The organism is Shewanella sp. SM101 (assembly GCF_025654465.1).
In the GTDB taxonomy this organism is placed as follows: Bacteria; Pseudomonadota; Gammaproteobacteria; order Enterobacterales; family Shewanellaceae; genus Shewanella; species Shewanella oncorhynchi.
In genome coordinates, this window is the sequence record NZ_JAKKRH010000003.1 from 184702 (window position 1) to 202726 (window position 18025).

19 protein-coding genes and 1 pseudogene are annotated in these 18025 nt (G+C 44.9%); 12 read left to right on the plus strand and 8 right to left on the minus strand.

All coding sequences use genetic code 11. The features are described 5' to 3' along the window. Positions 1–64: 64 nt before the first annotated feature. On the minus strand, positions 65–394 hold the full coding sequence (locus L5M38_RS02965; protein ID WP_263167869.1) for a hypothetical protein: 330 nt from the start codon (positions 392–394) through the stop codon (positions 65–67). Positions 395–629: 235 nt separating this feature from the next. On the opposite strand from L5M38_RS02965, the gene L5M38_RS02970 reads away from it, so the two are divergent. Beyond that, the gene (locus tag L5M38_RS02970; RefSeq protein ID WP_263167871.1) at positions 630–2288 is read left to right on the plus strand and encodes a mechanosensitive ion channel family protein; all 1659 of its coding nucleotides are present in this window, start codon (positions 630–632) and stop codon (positions 2286–2288) included. Between the two features lie 83 nt (positions 2289–2371). Here L5M38_RS02970 and L5M38_RS02975 read toward each other — a convergent pair whose 3' ends face one another. After that, entirely contained in the window at positions 2372–4084 is a 1713-nt protein-coding gene (locus L5M38_RS02975; protein WP_263178299.1) for a formate--tetrahydrofolate ligase, read from the minus strand. A gap of 165 nt (positions 4085–4249) precedes the next feature. Between L5M38_RS02975 and L5M38_RS24560 the strand changes: the two are divergent. Beyond that, positions 4250–4348: pseudogene (locus tag L5M38_RS24560) on the plus strand (oxidoreductase); the annotation flags it as partial. Positions 4349–4428: 80 nt separating this feature from the next. Here L5M38_RS24560 and L5M38_RS02985 read toward each other — a convergent pair. After that, positions 4429–5259 carry a MaoC/PaaZ C-terminal domain-containing protein gene (locus tag L5M38_RS02985; RefSeq protein WP_081729006.1) on the minus strand — a complete coding sequence of 277 codons (831 nt, stop codon included), beginning with the start codon at positions 5257–5259 and terminating at the stop codon, positions 4429–4431. A gap of 727 nt (positions 5260–5986) precedes the next feature. On the opposite strand from L5M38_RS02985, the gene L5M38_RS02990 reads away from it, so the two are divergent. Then, the gene (locus tag L5M38_RS02990) at positions 5987–6760 is read left to right on the plus strand and encodes a methyltransferase domain-containing protein (RefSeq protein WP_263178301.1); all 774 of its coding nucleotides are present in this window, start codon (positions 5987–5989) and stop codon (positions 6758–6760) included. 34 nt (positions 6761–6794) lie between these two features. Here the strand turns inward: L5M38_RS02990 and L5M38_RS02995 are convergent, their stop codons facing one another. Beyond that, positions 6795–7697: a TraB/GumN family protein gene (locus L5M38_RS02995; RefSeq protein ID WP_263178304.1), complete on the minus strand. Its 903-nt coding sequence runs from the start codon at positions 7695–7697 to the stop codon at positions 6795–6797. 48 nt (positions 7698–7745) lie between these two features. Between L5M38_RS02995 and L5M38_RS03000 the strand changes: the two genes are divergently transcribed. Together L5M38_RS03000 and L5M38_RS03005 are read left to right on the plus strand one after the other, a co-directional pair. Further along, the gene (locus L5M38_RS03000) at positions 7746–8054 is read left to right on the plus strand and encodes a prephenate dehydrogenase (protein WP_263178306.1); all 309 of its coding nucleotides are present in this window, start codon (positions 7746–7748) and stop codon (positions 8052–8054) included. A gap of 165 nt (positions 8055–8219) precedes the next feature. Beyond that, positions 8220–9977 (plus strand): GGDEF domain-containing protein, encoded by a 1758-nt coding sequence (locus L5M38_RS03005; protein WP_131523945.1) that lies wholly within the window; start codon positions 8220–8222, stop codon positions 9975–9977. Between the two features lie 43 nt (positions 9978–10020). Here L5M38_RS03005 and L5M38_RS03010 read toward each other — a convergent pair whose 3' ends face one another. Further along, a complete protein-coding gene (locus L5M38_RS03010; protein WP_131523944.1) occupies positions 10021–10545 on the minus strand; it encodes a DUF3016 domain-containing protein in 525 nt (174 codons plus the stop codon). 278 nt (positions 10546–10823) lie between these two features. On the opposite strand from L5M38_RS03010, the gene L5M38_RS03015 reads away from it, so the two are divergent. Further along, positions 10824–11132, plus strand: a complete 309-nt coding sequence (locus L5M38_RS03015) for a hypothetical protein (protein WP_105250308.1) — start codon at positions 10824–10826, stop codon at positions 11130–11132. Between the two features lie 135 nt (positions 11133–11267). Next, positions 11268–11582, plus strand: a complete 315-nt coding sequence (locus tag L5M38_RS03020) for a hypothetical protein (protein WP_173247615.1) — start codon at positions 11268–11270, stop codon at positions 11580–11582. A 13-nt stretch (positions 11583–11595) separates the two neighbouring features. Here L5M38_RS03020 and L5M38_RS03025 read toward each other — a convergent pair whose 3' ends face one another. Next, positions 11596–12105 carry a DUF4240 domain-containing protein gene (locus L5M38_RS03025; RefSeq protein ID WP_113939178.1) on the minus strand — a complete coding sequence of 170 codons (510 nt, stop codon included), beginning with the start codon at positions 12103–12105 and terminating at the stop codon, positions 11596–11598. 127 nt (positions 12106–12232) lie between these two features. On the opposite strand from L5M38_RS03025, the gene L5M38_RS03030 reads away from it, so the two are divergent. The 4 genes from L5M38_RS03030 to L5M38_RS03045 all read left to right on the plus strand — a co-directional run bounded on the left by L5M38_RS03030 (position 12233) and on the right by L5M38_RS03045 (position 14910). Then, positions 12233–12613, plus strand: a complete 381-nt coding sequence (locus tag L5M38_RS03030; protein ID WP_105250311.1) for a hypothetical protein — start codon at positions 12233–12235, stop codon at positions 12611–12613. 82 nt (positions 12614–12695) lie between these two features. Then, a complete protein-coding gene (locus tag L5M38_RS03035) occupies positions 12696–13493 on the plus strand; it encodes a response regulator (protein ID WP_105250312.1) in 798 nt (265 codons plus the stop codon). A 159-nt stretch (positions 13494–13652) separates the two neighbouring features. Beyond that, the gene (locus L5M38_RS03040; protein WP_006079990.1) at positions 13653–13925 is read left to right on the plus strand and encodes an HU family DNA-binding protein; all 273 of its coding nucleotides are present in this window, start codon (positions 13653–13655) and stop codon (positions 13923–13925) included. A 292-nt stretch (positions 13926–14217) separates the two neighbouring features. Continuing rightward, positions 14218–14910, plus strand: coding sequence for a TorF family putative porin (locus L5M38_RS03045; RefSeq protein WP_263178309.1), 693 nt, complete (start codon positions 14218–14220; stop codon positions 14908–14910). Positions 14911–14968: 58 nt separating this feature from the next. On the opposite strand, the gene rimK is transcribed toward L5M38_RS03045, so the two are convergent. Then, a complete protein-coding gene (gene rimK, locus L5M38_RS03050) occupies positions 14969–15874 on the minus strand; it encodes a 30S ribosomal protein S6--L-glutamate ligase (protein WP_113939182.1) in 906 nt (301 codons plus the stop codon). 178 nt (positions 15875–16052) lie between these two features. Then, the gene (locus tag L5M38_RS03055) at positions 16053–17768 is read right to left on the minus strand and encodes a putative bifunctional diguanylate cyclase/phosphodiesterase (protein ID WP_263178311.1); all 1716 of its coding nucleotides are present in this window, start codon (positions 17766–17768) and stop codon (positions 16053–16055) included. Positions 17769–17837: 69 nt separating this feature from the next. On the opposite strand from L5M38_RS03055, the gene L5M38_RS03060 reads away from it, so the two are divergent. Further along, positions 17838–18025: helix-turn-helix domain-containing protein (locus L5M38_RS03060; protein ID WP_263177467.1), on the plus strand; the 188-nt coding region annotated here is incomplete at its 3' end.

An 18025-nucleotide genomic window follows, 5' to 3' on the forward strand; every position in this document is an offset into this window, starting at 1 on the left:
ATGATGTTCGTCTCTGGAAAATTTACCGCCGATTTTCCTATCCATAACGAATCCACTTATTAGCCTAACGATACTTCTGCCTTTGATCGCTATCATCGACTTGCTCGGGCGCTTCAATGGTGATGACTTGATCCATAAAATGGCTCACAAACAACAACATCAACGAAAAAATCATTACAGGGATCGCAAAATACCGCACAGAGGCATCAAAGTAACTGTATCCCGCCATAAACACACTCAAATAAAATCCTAATAACTTGAGTTTAGCCAATGTTGGGCTGCGGCCTAACCAAGCCGCACAATGGGGGCAACGCACTTGGGCGTCGAAACCTTTGCCTCTTTGCTGGCTAATGTCACTGACCTTGATGTATTGATTACAATGGGAACACAACATGAAAACACGATTCCTAAATAACGATGCGCAAGTTTACCAGATACCGACTAGAGTTCGGCCTGTAAATACCCAAAATGTCGGAAAAAGCAGATAAAGCACCGCACTCAAGGTTAAGCTCAAATCAACCCTTCCCTAAAAAAGTTTAATTCCAAGGGCTATTTCACTCGCAGATATTTTACAGTAGATCCGGCAACATCTATCATACTCAGACATATTTCTACTTAAGATCACTCCTATGCACCGCTACCTCGCTCTCGTGTTTGCCCTGCTAATACCACTACTGAGCCTTTCATCCCAAGCGCAAACTGAACCTGTCGCTGCAACCGAAAGCCCATCCAGCACTCCTGTAACGCTCAAGGCAGAACTGGCAATGCTGCAACAGGCTATCGATACGGATATACGTAAACTAAAAAATGCCAAAGGCGAATTGAAGACAATTGTTGAATATCGAATTCAAAACAAAACCTTACAGTTACGTAATAAGATTAAAGATCTGCTCGAAACAACGCCAATCGACAAAGCTTTTCTGCAACCATTAATCCAAGGACAACTTAACTACATCCAACAAATTGATGCTTATATCGATGACAACATTAGTAAATTAGAACAGCAATTAGGTTCGAGCACAGATGATGCGACTCTGCTGGAAATATCAAAGCGCGAATTAGAAAAAGACACCTATTACAAGCAACAACTCGAGACGCTCACTTGGCTCGAACAAGTTGGCCAAGATATTAGCGAAGCACAAAAATCACTGATGCAAATTTTAGTAGCACGTGCCGATACGCTAGAAAGTTTAGTGACTTATACCCAGCAGCAACTACAAGCAGCAATCGATATCGCAACCAATGCAGGTAAAGATGTCACTTCGGCGCAAACCAGCCACGTAATGATGCTAAAGGAACGCTTAGCACAGAATAGTCAGAGCTTAAATATCGACATCAGCCTACTCGACGCCTTAGGCCATGATACCGCCGCGCTGAAAAAGACACTCTTTAGTGTTTCAGGTGATATAACTCAAGATGTGTTGAACTTTGATGTGGCATCAAGTCTCGTTGAGCAGTGGCTAAATACGGCACAAGAACAAGCGATTAATCACGGCCCAACCGTCGTGTTTAAGTTATTTGTTTTCTGTTTGATCTTGTTTATTGCGGGTCTCGCCGGCAAGTTAGCCAAACAGATAGTGAAAAATACCGTTAGCAATTCTAAGTTGAATTTAAGTAAGTTATTACAAGACTTCTTCACCTCGCTATCAGGTAAAGCCGTCTTTACTATCGGGCTGTTAATCGCCCTTTCACAGCTTGGGATCGAACTTGGTCCCCTGCTCGCAGGCTTTGGTATCGCGGGTGTAATTATTGGTTTTGCCCTGCAAGATACCCTGTCGAATTTCGCCTCAGGCATGATGATCTTAATTTACCGTCCCTATGATGTGGGCGATTTGATCAACGCCGCTGGCGTCACCGGACGCGTCAGTCACATGAGCCTTGTCTCCACCACGATTAAAACCATGGATAACCAACGTCTTATTATTCCTAATAATAAGATTTGGGGTGACACAATTAACAACATCACAGCTGAGCATCAACGTCGAGTCGATATGACCTTTGGGATCAGTTATAGCGACAGCATCGAACAAGCTGAAGCGATTCTCAAGTCCATCGTCGAAGCGCATCCTAAGGTACAACCATTGCCAGAACCGACGATTAAGCTACATCTATTGAGCGAATCTTCGGTCGACTTTATCGTTCGCCCTTGGGCAAAACCGGAAGATTACTGGGAAGTGTATTGGGACATTACCCGCGAAGTGAAAATGCGCTTTGACGCCGAAGGGATCAGTATTCCCTTCCCACAGCGTGATGTGCATATCTATCAAACCACGAAATCACCGCTTTAAACCAGCGTTAAACGAGAGAAGAAGGGCGTTGCAATGAGCTCGCCCTTATTTTTATCTCTGGCCTATCAATCTCTGCATCAGTGTTAGCCTAAGCCGACTATCTCACCTTGCACATCAATATCAATTTTTAAGTAACCCGGTTTCAGCCCAAGTCCTGGCATAGTCATCACATTCCCCACCAAGGCGGTGATAAACCCCGCACCAGCATGCAAGACTAAATCCCGCACTGGGATCTCAAAGTCCTGAGGAACGCCCTTTAAGCTAGGATCGTGACTAATTGATAACGGCGTTTTGGCCATACACAGGGGCAAATGCCCATAACCTAATACGGTCAGCTGCTGCGCCTGTTGTTTGGCCTCGATAGAAAGGCTAACGCCCGCTGCGCCATACCCCACCTCGGCTAAGGTGGATAACTTAGCCTCCAATGAGGCTTCATCTGAATATAACAGCTTGAACTGACTCTCGGTTTCAGCGGCGCGAACCACTGTCTGCGCTAAGGCGACAGCGCCCGCCTCCCCTTGGCTAAAAGCATCGCTGACCTCACAGCCAAAGGCGCTGCTCGCGTTGACGGCTTCAGTTAGCCATTGCAACTCGGCATCAGTGTCAGTGGCGAAACGGTTAATGGCAACCACCACAGGAATACCATAGCGAGCCACATTATTGATATGCCAGTTTAAATTTGCAAAGCCTGCTTCGAGTCGAGCCTGATCTGGTAGATTGATATCTGACTCAGACACTAAATCACTATTGGCCTTCAGCGCTTTTAAAGTAGTGACCAGCACAGCGGCAGCGGGCACCTGACCCGATTGACGCACCTTGATATTACAGAACTTTTCAAAGCCCATATCTGAGCCAAAACCAGCTTCAGTCACCACAAAATCCGCCAGTCTGAGGGCGATGTCATCGGCAATAATGGATGAATTACCGTGGGCAATATTGGCAAAGGGTCCCGCATGGATCAGGCAAGGTGAACCATTTAAGGTCTGCATTAACGTCGGCTTTATCGCATCCGCCATGATGGCCGTCATCGCGCCAGCGACACCTAAGTCTTCGGCTGTGATCACTTGCCCTTGAGTATTTAACGCCAGCACTAGACGACCGATCCGTACCCGCATATCCGCCAAATTATGACTTAAGGCTAAAATCGCCATTAACTCAGAGGCGGCGGTGATATCAAAACTGGAGGCGTACTCTGGGCCATTATTATCGCCTAAGCCCACCTGGATTTGCCTAAGACAGCGATCGTTGTGATCGACCACTCGGTGCCAACGGATCTCACTGGGATCGATATCCAAAAACGCTTGCCCAGATTGCGCCTCAAATTCCGCCTTACCTAAGCGCGCTTCATGAAATAGCCGCGCCGCAATCGCCGCTGCCCCTAAATTGTGGGCACTGCTGACGGCATGAATATCACCCGTGAGATGCAAATTCATCTCCTGCATGGGCACCACTTGCGCATAACCGCCACCCGCAGCGCCACCTTTTACCCCAAATACAGGCCCCATGCTGGGCTGGCGAATACAGGCACAGGCCTTTTTGCCTATGGCATTTAACGATTGCGTTAAGCCAATGCTCGTCACTGTTTTACCTTCACCGTGAGGCGTAGGCGTGACTGCGGTGACGATAATCAATTTGCCTTTGCGCTGCCCAGCCAAACGCTGCAACACACTGAGCTCAACCTTGGCTTTAGTGTGACCAAATTGCATCATCTCTTCGGGTAATAGACCTAAGTCGACGCCCAGTTCATTAATGTCTTTTAGGCTAGCGCGATTCGAAATATCCATATCTGTCAGCATGCGTCGGTTTCTCCCTTTCAGATACACTCTGGTTTAGTATGAGAGTTCAACTAACAACACTCATTGAATAGGGCGGATATTAGGTGATTGGCTTTAAGATATATAGCCGTCGAAAGGGTTAATGAGCAATTCCTTAATCTGCATCAAATAATCTGCCCTGCGTTCGAACGGCTCAAGAGCGCCGTCGCCGCCAATGAGATCCAGCTCGATCGCCAGCAATGGTTCAGTATCTGGCAGGCATCTATGGGTCACAGCGTACCTTGATTTTTATTTCTCAAAAGCAACAACCATAAACAACAACGGCGCCAGAAGGCGCCGTGGTTGTATGTATTATTGAGTGCGGCTTAAAACTGCACATCGCCACTTAAATGGGGGCGACGGCCTTTGCTGTCACGTAATTCAAATACCATATTATTAGCATTCTGCTCATAGCCAAATCCAACATCGGCAGGCATCAACAGTGGCAGCTTAAAGGTCACATCCACAGTGAATGGACGATCGCCAATACTTGGCATCAACTCTGCTAAACAACGGGCCTTAGACCACATGCCATGGGCGAGCACTCGATCAAAGCCAAAACGCTTTGAAAGCACTGGATGCAGATGGATCAAGTTATAGTCGCCAGATGCCTTAGCATAACGACGACCTAAATCTTCACTCAAACTCCAGCTTTGTGGTGTTTCCCATGCCATATCAATGGCTTTAGGTGGACGAACGCGACGTCCAGCAACATCGATACGATATAAATAGGTGGATAGCGATTCCCAGACGAGTTCTTCACCCACAAACGCCTTAGACACAAATTCAAACTCTAAGCCAGAATCCGTCTCGCGGCTCGTGGTCAAAGCGCACTCGAGGGAGAAAGTCTCGTCCACCGTCACAGGCCGATACACTTGAATGCGGTTCTTAAGGTGGATCATCCCAAGCAGTGGGAAAGTGATCCCATCGTGGGTAAAGATCACCGCATGCAGGCGAAATGCCATCACGTAGAGATAGGTTGGCGGTAGAACTTTACCGTCAAATTGAAAACCACACACCTGCGCATATTGGCTTACTTTAGCTTCAGACACAGTCACATGCGGCGCGGTCACCTTGATTTGGGGCAACGGCTGTTGATCCCAACCAGGCTTACGGCCAAAGAAGATCTTGCGATAAAGAGAAAACAGCGACGGCATCGCGTTCAATTCAACACAATATGCATTATTCAAGTCTGAGTACCTTTTAATTAACTATCCCTTGGCACAAAAATACATTGCCATAAATTACCCCGCACAGACGAGTAACGTCTGATCAATCAAGCTGATAACGAGTGTAAAACAGGCAGTGCTGCGTCTTAATAAGGGCTGATGCTGACTCTCCGAATGGACAACTATACCCAAACAACCTGAAAATGCAGGATTCAGCGGGAATTTAACGCACTTTAGGCAAGGCCCTTTATTGCTCCTGCATAAATGGCATTCACGCCATCCATGGCGATTGCGGTTATTTGCGGACCTAGTGGACTAAGTTCAAAATAACCAACACAGCATAAAGTGCGTTAAAACCCGCCGGGACGGAGCGCCTAGGGCACTTCACTTCCGTGTTGCATCAATTCAAAAGGTGGCCGACATTCTGTCATTGATGCGCCTTGAATTGAAGCACCCTAGGCGCTCTGAAACTCGTATCTTCAGGTCGCTTGGGTATATAGAGTCAGGTTTGGCGAAAACGGCGTGATTATAACCCAGAGCACTGAGTTCTGTGTATCCCTAAGTTTAGTAGGAATAATTACTACTAATAAAATCAATACATTAAGAATTAACGATGCAAATTTATCCATCTCAACTCGGCAATAACATCTCCAGAGTGCGAAAAATTTACGACTGTGTCACACTATCGTTCCACTCTCTTTAACCTAGTTATCACGTGCAAGATAAGAATTTTGATAAGCTCGCGCAAAAATTTGCGAAAAACATCTATGGCACGCCCAAGGGCGAAATTCGTGCCGCAGTGCTATGGCGCGACCTCGTCCCCGCGCTGGCAAAACTGGGGGATAAAAAACTCAGAGTATTAGATGCGGGCGGTGGTTTTGGTTACTTTAGCCAAAGATTAGCGCGCCTCGGCCACGAAGTTGTACTCTGCGACATCTCTGCTGAGATGCTGGCTCAAGCCAAAGAACAAATTGATGCCTCACCTGAACCATTAGCTATCCAGCTTATCCATGCGCCTATCCAAGCATTATCGGTCGATAACCATGGCTATTTCGATATCATACTGTGTCATGCGGTCGTTGAGTGGTTAACGGATGCTAAGCCCACTGTAGCGGGTTTACTTACTATGCTAAAACCCGGCGGATTATTCTCTTTGATGTTTTACAACAAAGAAGCCATGCGCTTTCATGCTTTAGTGTCGGGCAATTTCGATTACGTCGCCGCTGATTTAAAAGTGAAGAAGAAAGTGCGACTAACGCCCACTCATCCGCTTTATATTCAAGAAGTTAAAGATTGGTTTAGCGAGTGGCGAATGTCGCTCATCAGCCAGTCTGGCGTGCGTGTAATCCACGACTATTTGAAAAAGAGTCAGCCCGCGGATTTCGACTATCAAAAGCTGCTACAAATGGAGCTGGAGTACTCGCAACGCGAACCCTATATTTCCCTCGGCCGATATGTGCATTTTTTAGGGCAGAGTCCTGCAGGTTAAATGCGCGTCGCTCTAAGCGCAGCGACCTAAACGATTACTGACAAGTCTGTTTCCAGCAGGCGCTCACTTTGGCGCCTGCTTGCTCTAGCAATTGCACCACGCTTTTATCCCCTACCACATGGCCAGCACCAACCACCACAAACAAAGGTGAAGTCACATCAGTCGAGCCCATTAATTTTATAATGCCATCGGCCATCACATGGTTTCGCTGCCAGAGGATTTTCTCTAGCATTTTAGTGTCGCCCTCGCCGCCCATTTGCTCCTGCATTATGGAATCAAGCTCAGTTTCATTACCTGAACGCCAAGCCGTTATTAACGATAAAAGCTCCGCATCCGATGCGCTAATCGCCTCACGCACCATAGACCACTGCTCTTGGCTATTAAAAGACGCTAACAATTGAAATTGTGACTCGGCGGTTTCCAACGGATACACAGGCAAAGTCGCATATCGAGCCATCAACTGCATATCAACGCCATAATCCGTGCTGTAACCTAAGTCGTTATAACGCAATAAGTTAACTTGAGTAGCCTGCAGCCAAGGTGCAAAAGATTGTATCGACTGACAAACATTTGCCGTGGCCGCGCAGTAAGGCGTCATGCTCTCAACTGTTTGTTTATCTCGGCTCTGCCAATCTAAACCTTTGGCTTTATCGGCGCGGCCGTATTGCTGCAGTAAGGCTGTGCTATCGACTTTATTGATATCGACTTCTACGACTAAGCCCTTAGCTTTACCCAACGCGATTTCAATTTGGGTGGGTAAAGGATAAAAGTCGGCACGTCCAATATGAATCGAACCCAGCAAATACGCGCTCTTGCCTTGCCATTGCACTTGATAAAATGGTGGTTTATCGGTTTCTGCACCCGCCACTTTCGTGCTCAAACCCGCTAACGCCAGAAAACAGATTGATGCAATTAGTCGCCATTGGCTTGTTGCCATATCCTTTGCCCCTTATAATTCCTGCAAATTTTGCAATGAGACGCTGTTATGCCACATACCAAGGTTATAGAGCAACTGAAAGAAAATCTTCAAATCGCCTATCGCCAAGCCATAGACGCCGACGCTAAGTTAGATGAACTAAAGAAAGCTGGCCATGGAAACTTCACCAGCATATTCACGGCAGAACAAGGTTTTATCGCTTCGAGTAATCGCTTTCTGCCCTATGTGCAAGAGTTGGTCGATGACTTAACTCGCATGGAAGGACATCAAACGCTCGATCCTAAAGAACTCGAAACCTATGTGCGTCAGTTAGGCGCATTACTGCAAACATTGCAGGCCTTTAAGAAGCAAAGCTAAACCGAGATTAGGAGCTGGAACTCACCTTAGATTTCAGCTCTTTCCATGGTATATCTAATCAAGCCCACCAACACAGATAGATAGCACTAAGCTTCCCCAAAACTGTCATCATTTTGTCATTTCTAAGTCATAGACTCCGCTCACATAGACGAAGGGGCTGACGTAATGACAAGTTTAGATCTGGCTAAAGAGCTCGATAAAATAATCTCTAAAGCGGCAATCAGTCCCTTATTTCAGCCAATTTTCAATATATTAGAACATAAAATTCATGGTTTTGAGGCGTTAAGCCGTGGCCCTGAACACAGCCCGTTATACTCCCCAGTCCCGCTATTTCAGACCGCCGAACATCAAGGTAAATTAAGCGAGCTAGAAACCCTTTGTCGCCGTATTTCACTCGAGCAATTTAAGTTGCGTCAGTTTCAAGGCAAGCTGTTTATCAATATCTCGCCCAAGGCATTATTAGATCCTGCCCACCCCAAGGGCATGACCTTACAACTGCTGCAACAACTCGGCATAGCGCCATCACAGGTTGTGATTGAACTTTCAGAGCAATATCCCGCCGATGATATCGATTTACTCAAATCCTGCTTGAATCACTATCGTAGCCAAGGTTTTTTAACAGCGATCGATGACTTAGGTGCAGGTTATTCGGGTCTGAGACTCTGGTCAGAATTGTCACCCGACTATGTCAAAATCGACCGTCACTTTATCCATCAGATTGATTCGACTCCCGTCAAACAGGAATTTGTCCGCTCGATTGTGGAGTTATGCCAAAGTTTAACCTGCAAAGTGATAGCCGAAGGAATTGAAACGCAAGAGGAATTAGCCGTACTCAAACAACTGGGTATCGTCTATTGCCAAGGCTACTTACTCGGCCGTCCAGAAGTACTCCCCTGCCGCGCGATGAAAGCGACCTTAGTGCCAAGCAATACTCAAATTCAACCTAGATACAGCGAATCGGCCGAGAGCCTGTGCACGAGCGCCATAACCGTAGTGCCTACACTTAAACTCAAATTTTTAAGTGACACCTTTATCTCGCAACCTGCATTACAGGCGGTTGTAGTGGTCGATAACCAGTTGCCACTCGGTATTATCAGCCGCGCGACCTTACTTGAACTCTTCAGCACACCCTATGGTCGCGCCTTACATGAAAATCATGCTGTGAGTGAAGTGATGGACCCGCAAGTCATCCAGATTGAGGCCAACGAACCGTTATCCACCGTAAGTCAATTACTGACCTCAGAGAGTGCTAATACGGTAGCGCAACAGTTCATTATCCTTCGCCGTGGAAAACTACTCGGCATAGGCCATACCAAGGATTTGCTACAAAGGATCACAGAGCACAGAATTAAGATGGCGCGCCATGCAAATCCTCTTACAGACTTGCCGGGTAATGTGCCCATTCAAGAGGAATTAAAACGCCTTAAGATCCAAAAGAAACATTTTTATCTAGCCTATTTTGATCTGTGTAACTTTAAGCCTTATAACGATATTTATGGATTTTGCCGTGGCGATGAAGTGATTTGTGAAGTGGCGAATCTGTTACTGAAGTATAAAAGCGACAATTGCTTTGTTGGCCATGTCGGCGGCGATGACTTTGTCATTATCAGCACCTGTGAGCATATGATCAGCCGTTGCCAGCGAATTCTAGCGGATTTTGAAACCCATAAGCATTTGTTTTATAGCGCCGAGCATTGGCTGGCCCAAGAAATGCTCGCCGACGATAGAAAAGGTGAAGCCTGTTACCATCAATTGATCAGTCTGTGTGTAGGCATTTTACCCCCCGCACTCACCTTTAACGCCCATGAACATAGTCTATCGACCTTAAGCGCTAGGGCAAAAAAACAGGCAAAATCCGCAAATAACGGATTTTACCTGTTAGAAAATCATCTAATTATCGACACTCAGGCCCTAACGGCATAGCTAAACAACTTAAATCCTCAGCATTAGCAACCGATATGAGTCATTAAAGTTGTGGGGCAATCGTCTTCTTTAACCACTCGGTTAACATTTTGGTTTCATACATAAAAGGTTTATCATTTAAAGATTGGATCCCATCCATGAACCCCATATTCGACAGTTTTTCATCGCCCGCGATAATCACTTTATCGTTTTCCATGACTTGATAAGAAAAAGTCATACGCGGCGGATAAATGTCTTTGATAATGCGTAAATCATTGGCGGTCGCACCAAATGTTGGACGCATATCACCCGCAAGATCAACATCGGTAATGGTCATTTCAAGCTTTTGATTTGGCTTTAAAATCTTCGCGGCTTCTTTATTGATGTTTTCAGTTAAGGTCTCAAATAAGCGCTTCTCATAACGGGATTGGAGCTCCCCTGATGATTTTATATCGCGATAATCTTTAGGACTTTGCCAAACAATTTTAACCACACCATCTTCGGTGACGGGATCCACAGGCGCTTCATCGGCCGCCCAAGCCGCACTGCAACTTAATACACCTGCGAGTAAAAGGGACTGAATTTTCATGTTTGCCTCCAAGGCCTAGATAACTTTCTGAGAACCACAGTACAAAATCTAACCTGAACTAGAGCTTAACGCAAAACTGATATAAGTACAGCAAATGTGTCGTAAGCTTTTGTATAATTAAGTAAATATTATTTAACTATCACAACCGATACGTATCTTTTTGTATCGAAATTGCACCAAGTAAGTGCATAGTTATCAATTTGTGAACATTTCACGCGCATAACGACAAAAAAAGCGTTATCCTTCCGCTATTGTTTACATTGCCCACTTAATAAAAAATGAAATTCCCTGTTGTACCTGTGTTCATTCTTATCCTGTTTACCTGCGTCGTAAGTGCGATTTGGTTTATCTCCCCGAGTGACAAAAATACTGGCCCTAAAACTTGGTCAGCCTTTATCTACAACCATGGCTATGATTCAGGAAAATATAAAAAAACCGATAACTTTGACAGCTATAATACTTGCCGCGATTTTGCACGCGAACAATCTGCCTTCTACGACAATGTGCCTTGGGAATGTGGATCTATGTGCCAGTTCGATACCCGTAAGCAAGGATTTCAATGCGAAGAAATGAAGAATGAGCACTAACTAACCATTCAGCATAGGTTCAATATTTATACAATAAACTCAGCTCCTCACAGTACAACTCGTTTTCTTTACCGTCTAAGGATGCACGATTTAGAACTAACGTGTTAAACGTAATTTTTAACTTGGAGCTTACCTATGAACCTAAAAACGGCTTATCTATTCAACCCATATTCACGAAAACTCGCTTTATTGGCACTGCTGACAATCGGAACTAGCGTAAGTATTTCAAGCCAAGCTGCGCCATTGACCATCAGCCAGCAACAGGCAGTTAACACTCATTTGAGCAAATTGGCTCAGATGCAAAATGCGGCTGAACATCAAATGACAGAGCAGCTTAAGCAAGATTTTAGTCAACAATTAACCGCGCAAGAACATGAGTTTATGAGCGACATCTGCCCTAAATACGGCATGACCTTCGATGTCACTACCAACGCTTGCTTACGCTCGTAAGGTATTGCCAAGATTAAAATGGAAAACGGGCGCTGAGCTCAGGGTATTGCAGCTTTAAATCCTTGGGCTTAGTGCTAAATTTTTTACCCACGGGCGTCGCCTTGCCCGATGGCATAAAGGGCAGTTCCTCACCGGTTCTATCTTCGTATAATTGCCCTGCGATAAGGTCGTATTCATCTACAAAAGGGTAAGCATAGGCATCTCGCTCTGGCCAAGCGACTAAACGTGCTAAAGTGTCAGGCTGATTAACCACACCTTCGAAAATTTCTTTACCGAGTGAAATCAAAAAACACCTAAACTCGGCAAAAGCATATTCAGAATCACAGCCCGTAATAATGTAAGCCGCCCCCCAAACAGACCACAAATAACTACGGCGCATCTGCTGACCAAAGATTTTATCGAAAGCTTTTAACTCTTCATTACTCAATTCGGCAAGTTTCTGCTTCAGTGCTTGAGTCAAAGACTCCTGTGATTGTGCCGCTTCCGTTCGCGTGACTAAACCCCAAAACTCAACTTCTGTCATAAACGTCACCTATTAGAGCCTCTAGCAAAAAGGCATATTCTACACGATATTACGGTTATACTGGACTCGGATTAGGGCATTTCCTACACTTGCTCATCTTCTTTGCTACTGGTGTGCACTTCAATCTATGCCTAAACGTCTTATACTACTGATCACGTTATATTGCCTCTTCAGCATTGCTGCACTTTGGCGTACTGTGATGACTCAATCCCTAGATGTATTCACCCTAGGTGTCCTCCCCGTGCTCGTTGGCATACTCATACGCGCGCCGTGGTCTAGCTTAGTGTTGAAGATTTATATTGGCATGCAAACCTTAGGATTCTCGGCTCTGGGGATTACAGCAATTATTGCCTATCGCATTACCCCTGAGGATGTAAAAGTGGTTGTTTCTGGCCACAACATTCCTATGTTGCCACTCACAGTGAGCATTATTGTTATTTTACTCGTGCAGTATTGGATCGCATTTTCTAAGGTCACGAGACACTATTTGACCCGCCAAACTCAGTAATGGACTTTGTTGCTAAGCTGTTATCAATAGCGTAGCTTAGCGACCCAGTAAAATACTTACGACTCTTAACTTGAAGTAAACTATGAGCCATTTATCGCCCAGCGAACTTTCCATTCTTTTGGTAGAACCTTCAGAGACACAGCGTCGAATTATTATTCAGCGCTTACAACAAGAAGGCATTCTCAGCATTCAAACCGCAGAAAACATAGAAGCGGCTAAAGATATTATTGCTCGCCATAAACCTGACCTTATTGCGAGCGCCATGCATTTCGATGATGGCACTGCCATCGATCTCTTGGGCTACTTAAGGGCCAACGCTGACTGCAAAGATATCCAATTTATGCTGGTCTCGAGTGAGTGCCGCCGTGAGCAACTTGAAATATTCCGCCAATCGGGTGTAGTAGCGATTCTACCTAAACCCTTCAGTGCCGACCATTTAGGTACAGCATTGAATGCCACGATTGATTTACTCAGCCACGATGAACTCGACCTCAGTAATTTCGATGTACAAGATGTGCGTGTATTAGTGGTCGATGATAGCCGTATGGCAAGAAACGTCATTAAACGTACGATTGGTAACTTAGGGATGAAGCTGATTACCGAGGCCGAGGATGGCGCGCAAGCCATAGCGTTAATGAAACACAATATGTTCGACTTAGTGATCACTGATTACAATATGCCGAGTGTAGATGGGCTAGCTTTGACACAATTTATCCGCAATGAAAGCCAACAATCGCACATTCCCATCTTGATGGTGTCTTCCGAAGCCAACGATACCCACCTCAGCAATGTGTCCCAAGCGGGTGTAAATGCCTTATGTGACAAACCCTTTGAACCCAAACTTGTTAAAAAATTACTCTATCAACTGTTAGAAGAATAAAACCAGAATAAAACTTAAGTCACGAACTGAGTAAATATTCTGCGCTTTACTGAACATCCTGCTGCACGCTAGACGCAAAAGGCTTTCCAAGTGCTAAACCTTATGGCATGTTAGGCACGCTTATTTCAAATAAATCTACGGAAAGAAGAGACAATAAAAATGAACAAAACTGAACTAATCGCCAAAATTGCAGAAAATGCCGATCTAACGAAAGTAGAAGCAGCACGCGCATTGAAGTCTTTTGAAGCAGCTATTACCGAATCAATGAAAAATGGTGACAAAATCTCCATCGTAGGTTTCGGTTCTTTTGAAACAGCGACTCGTGCCGCTCGCACTGGCCGTAACCCACAAACGGGTAAAGAAATTCAAATTGCTGAAGCGACAGTGCCTAAGTTTAAAGCGGGTAAAACCCTACGTGACAGCGTAAACTAAGTTATAAAATTCAATACAACGCCTCCATTGTGAGGCGTTTTTTTTGCCCAATCCCAGTGAAGCACTGAATATTTTTTTGCACAACAAAAGTGCGCCTCTGCCCCACAAACTGGCAAATAAAAACATTTCATTAACATTGCGAGTTCTAATACCTTGTTTTACATGGCATTGTAATAGTGGCATGTGATTAGCAAATCCTTCCTTAGAAAAAAACCAAGATGCACTAATGACCACAGCTGACTTTGAGTGTGCCAATGGTGAATCGATAAATAAGTCAATCGAGGGGATGAGCATGAAGAAATCACTGTACAGCGTTTTGGCCTTATCGACGGGAATGTTACTGGCAGGCAACGCCTTTGCAGCCGTATCAGGCAACATTGGCGGTACCTCTAATTATCTATGGCGCGGTGCGACCCAAACTAAAGATGCGGTCGCAATCCAAGGTGGTCTTGACTACAGCCACGATTCTGGATTTTATGCGGGAACTTGGGCATCGAATGTGGATTTTGGTGATGATACTAGCTACGAGCTTGATCTATATGCGGGTTATGGCGGCAGTATTACCGAAGACATTAGCTACGACTTTGGCTATCTCTACTACGCCTATCCAGACGCACCGGGCAGTATTGATTTTGGTGAGCTCCATGCTGCTGTCACGTGGAAATGGCTCGAACTGGCTTACTCCCAAGTCATCAATGCCGGTGACGATCTGGCCGCCGATCCTTTAGATAATAAAGATCTCAGTTATCTTGCCGCGACAATATCCGTACCTCTCACTGAAAAGCTGAGTTTATCAGTGCACTATGGTTACTCAAACGGTGATGTCGTCCAATCTTGGTTTGGCGAAGATAATTATGCCGACTATAACGTGACTCTCAGCGCAGATACCAGCATAGGCACAGTGTCATTTATGGTCTCAGATACCGATCTCACCGATGATGATGCCAAACTAGTACTCGGATATTCCTACAGTTTTGATCTATAAGCTCTAAACATAAAAAACGCCACCTTAAAAAGTGGCGTCATTTTATCACTATCACCAATTAGGCAATAATTGACCGGTTTGTTTTACGGGCCGCAACCATTTTCTCGATATACTCAACAATGGGCTCAGTCACTGAAATCCCTGTTGTTTGCTCAATCCCTTCAATGCCAGGCGCCGAATTAACCTCAAGGATCAGTGGACCACGGTTAGAACGTAAAATATCTACTCCCGCGACAACCAATCCCATCGCCTTCACAGCGGCAATAGCCATTTTACGCTCAACAGAGGTGATTTTTACCACCTCACCACAACCACCTAAATGCAGATTAGAGCGGAAATCGCCCTCGGGACCTTGACGCTTCATCGAAGCAACAACCTTGTCACCGACAACAAAACAACGAATATCACTACCATTGGATTCTTTAATGTATTCCTGTACTAAGATATTCGCTTTGAGCCCCAAGAATGCTTCAATCACGCTCTCAGCAGCCGTTTTAGTTTCAGCGAGTACGACACCAATCCCTTGAGTGCCTTCGAGTAATTTAATGACTAACGGAGCGCCGCCCACCATATTGATGAGATCTGGGATATCATTTGGCTTATTGGCAAAACCCGTCACTGGCATGCCAATCCCTTTGCGGGAAAGTAGTTGCAGTGCCCGCAATTTGTCCCGCGAACGCGCAATGGAGATTGAATCATTCGCGGCATATACACCCATCATTTCAAACTGACGTACAACGGCACAACCATAAAAAGTCACGCTAGCATGAATACGCGGAATGATGGCATCAAACCCAACTAATTCAGTACCTTCATAATGAATGCTAGGTTTAATAGAATTAATATTCATGTAGCAATTCAGCGTATTGATCACGACCGCTTCATGTCCACGACTTTGGCAAGCCGCGACTAAGCGTTGTGTTGAATACAACTGGGGGAATTGGGATAAAATACCTATTTTCATTGCTGAGTGACCAACTTAAGCATGAGTGAATAAACCGTTCTGCGGCACCAAAAGCACAGCGACAGAAAAAGGGGCTGATATTTGTCTATTGCTCAGTGTAAAGCAAGAAAATATTCCTCACCAGACGAAATCATTATGCTAATGAAATACTTCAAGACCTATCACATTCGGAACTCGTTTAAATTAACAGCGGCAAAATATACTTAGCCTCAAACTCCGTTGCATCTAAGGGACGAGAAAATAAATAACCTTGTAATACAGTACAATGGCGAGAAGTACAAAACTCAGCCTGCTCAATTGTTTCAACGCCCTCAGCTACTGATATGACATTAAACCCATGGGCGAAGTTAAGTAATGCAGCGAGCAAACGAGTGTCTTTATCATCCTTATCATAGGAAGCGACAAAGCTTTTATCGATTTTCAGCACGCTAATGGGAAACAATTTGATATGTTCTAAGGACGAAAAACCCGTCCCAAAATCATCGAGGGCAAAACGCACCCCTAACTCGGCGATTCTATCGAGCATTTTGGCATGTTCATGGGGATCTTCAATAAGGCAATTTTCAGTAATTTCAAGCTCTAATGCTACAGCAGGAAGTCCTGTCTTAGTCAGCGTACTCGCTATTTTATCAAACAGGTTCTCATTTCCAATTTGCGATGCAGACAGGTTAACGGCAATGGTGAATTCTTTCCCTGTTGGCTGTAATTGGGTTAGCCAACTCAATGCCTGTGTACAGGCTTGCTCAAGTACCCAGTCATCAATGTCCTCCATTAATCCGATCTCTTCGGCTATGGGTAAAAACTGATCTGGGGCGATAATACCATCCACAGGATGCTGCCATCGGATAAGGGCTTCCATCCCCACCAGCTGATGGGTTTTCGCATTCACTTGCGCTTGATAATGAACCTTAAATTCATTTCTTTTTAAGGCAGTACGCAAACTCGACTCGATATGATTACGGTAACGCACCTCTTTATCTAAAGCTTCTGAGTAAAACTGAATCTGGTTTCGGCCCATTTTTTTAGCGCGATACATAGCGATATCGGCACATTTCATCAGCTCAGAACTGTTCGAAGCCGCTTCATTATAAAAAGCCACGCCGATACTGGCACCAATAAGCACATCGTTTTCACCGAGACAAAACACGTCCTCAAACACTTTTAACAATCGATTAGCCACAATCATAGGGAAATATTTATAATCATTATCAGTGACTAGCACGACAAATTCGTCCCCACCTAAACGGGCAATAATGTCGCCATCTCGTAGTACTTCACTTAATCGAGCGGCTACTTTAACTAAAAGAATATCCCCCGTCTGATGGCCTAGAGTGTCATTGATCGCTTTAAAATCATCTAAATCGAGTAAGATAACGGCTAAATAGTCGTGACAACGTTTGGCCCTTGCTATCGCTCGATTAAGACAAAGTTCAAAACCATAGCGATTAACCAGCTTAGTCAACGAATCGTGTTCAGCTAGCTCTTTTAGTTTTTGGTGGCTATTACGTAACGCCAACGCCATTGAAGATCTTTGTTTCGCATAACGAATTGCACGGGTTAGTATCCGCGAGTTGACCTCATCTTTAAGCAAGAAGTCCTGCGCGCCTAGTTCAATACAGCGCTGAGCCAGTTTCTCATCTTCATAGCGACTCAGCATAACGACTACGGTCTGATCTTGCGTCATGGCATTGAGCTTGATCAACACTTCTAAGCCATTAGCATCGGGTAATAAATAATCCAATAGAATACCGTCAAAATGACGTTCTAATGCGAGATTTAAACCATCAAATGCACAATTTGCTTCGACCACATTAAAAGTCAACTTTGACTGTCTGAGTGCTCGGATGATCGCAGTTCTATCAACTTCATCATCATCGATCAGTAGTAAATCCATATACTCACCTTATACCAATTATATTAATTATGTGATCTAATTGGTCATCAGTTTTTAATCATACAAAATATGAATCATCCCCACATCGCAGCCTTAGTAAAATCGGAGAAAAGTGCACGCAAACGTATGCGCTATCTTGCCTTACTCCATTTCACTGAAGGTCATTCTCGTACCGCCATCGCAAGCATGCTTAAGGTCAGTAGAACCAGTGTCAATCGCTGGGTCACCGCCTATTTAACCCATGGGCTGACTGGCCT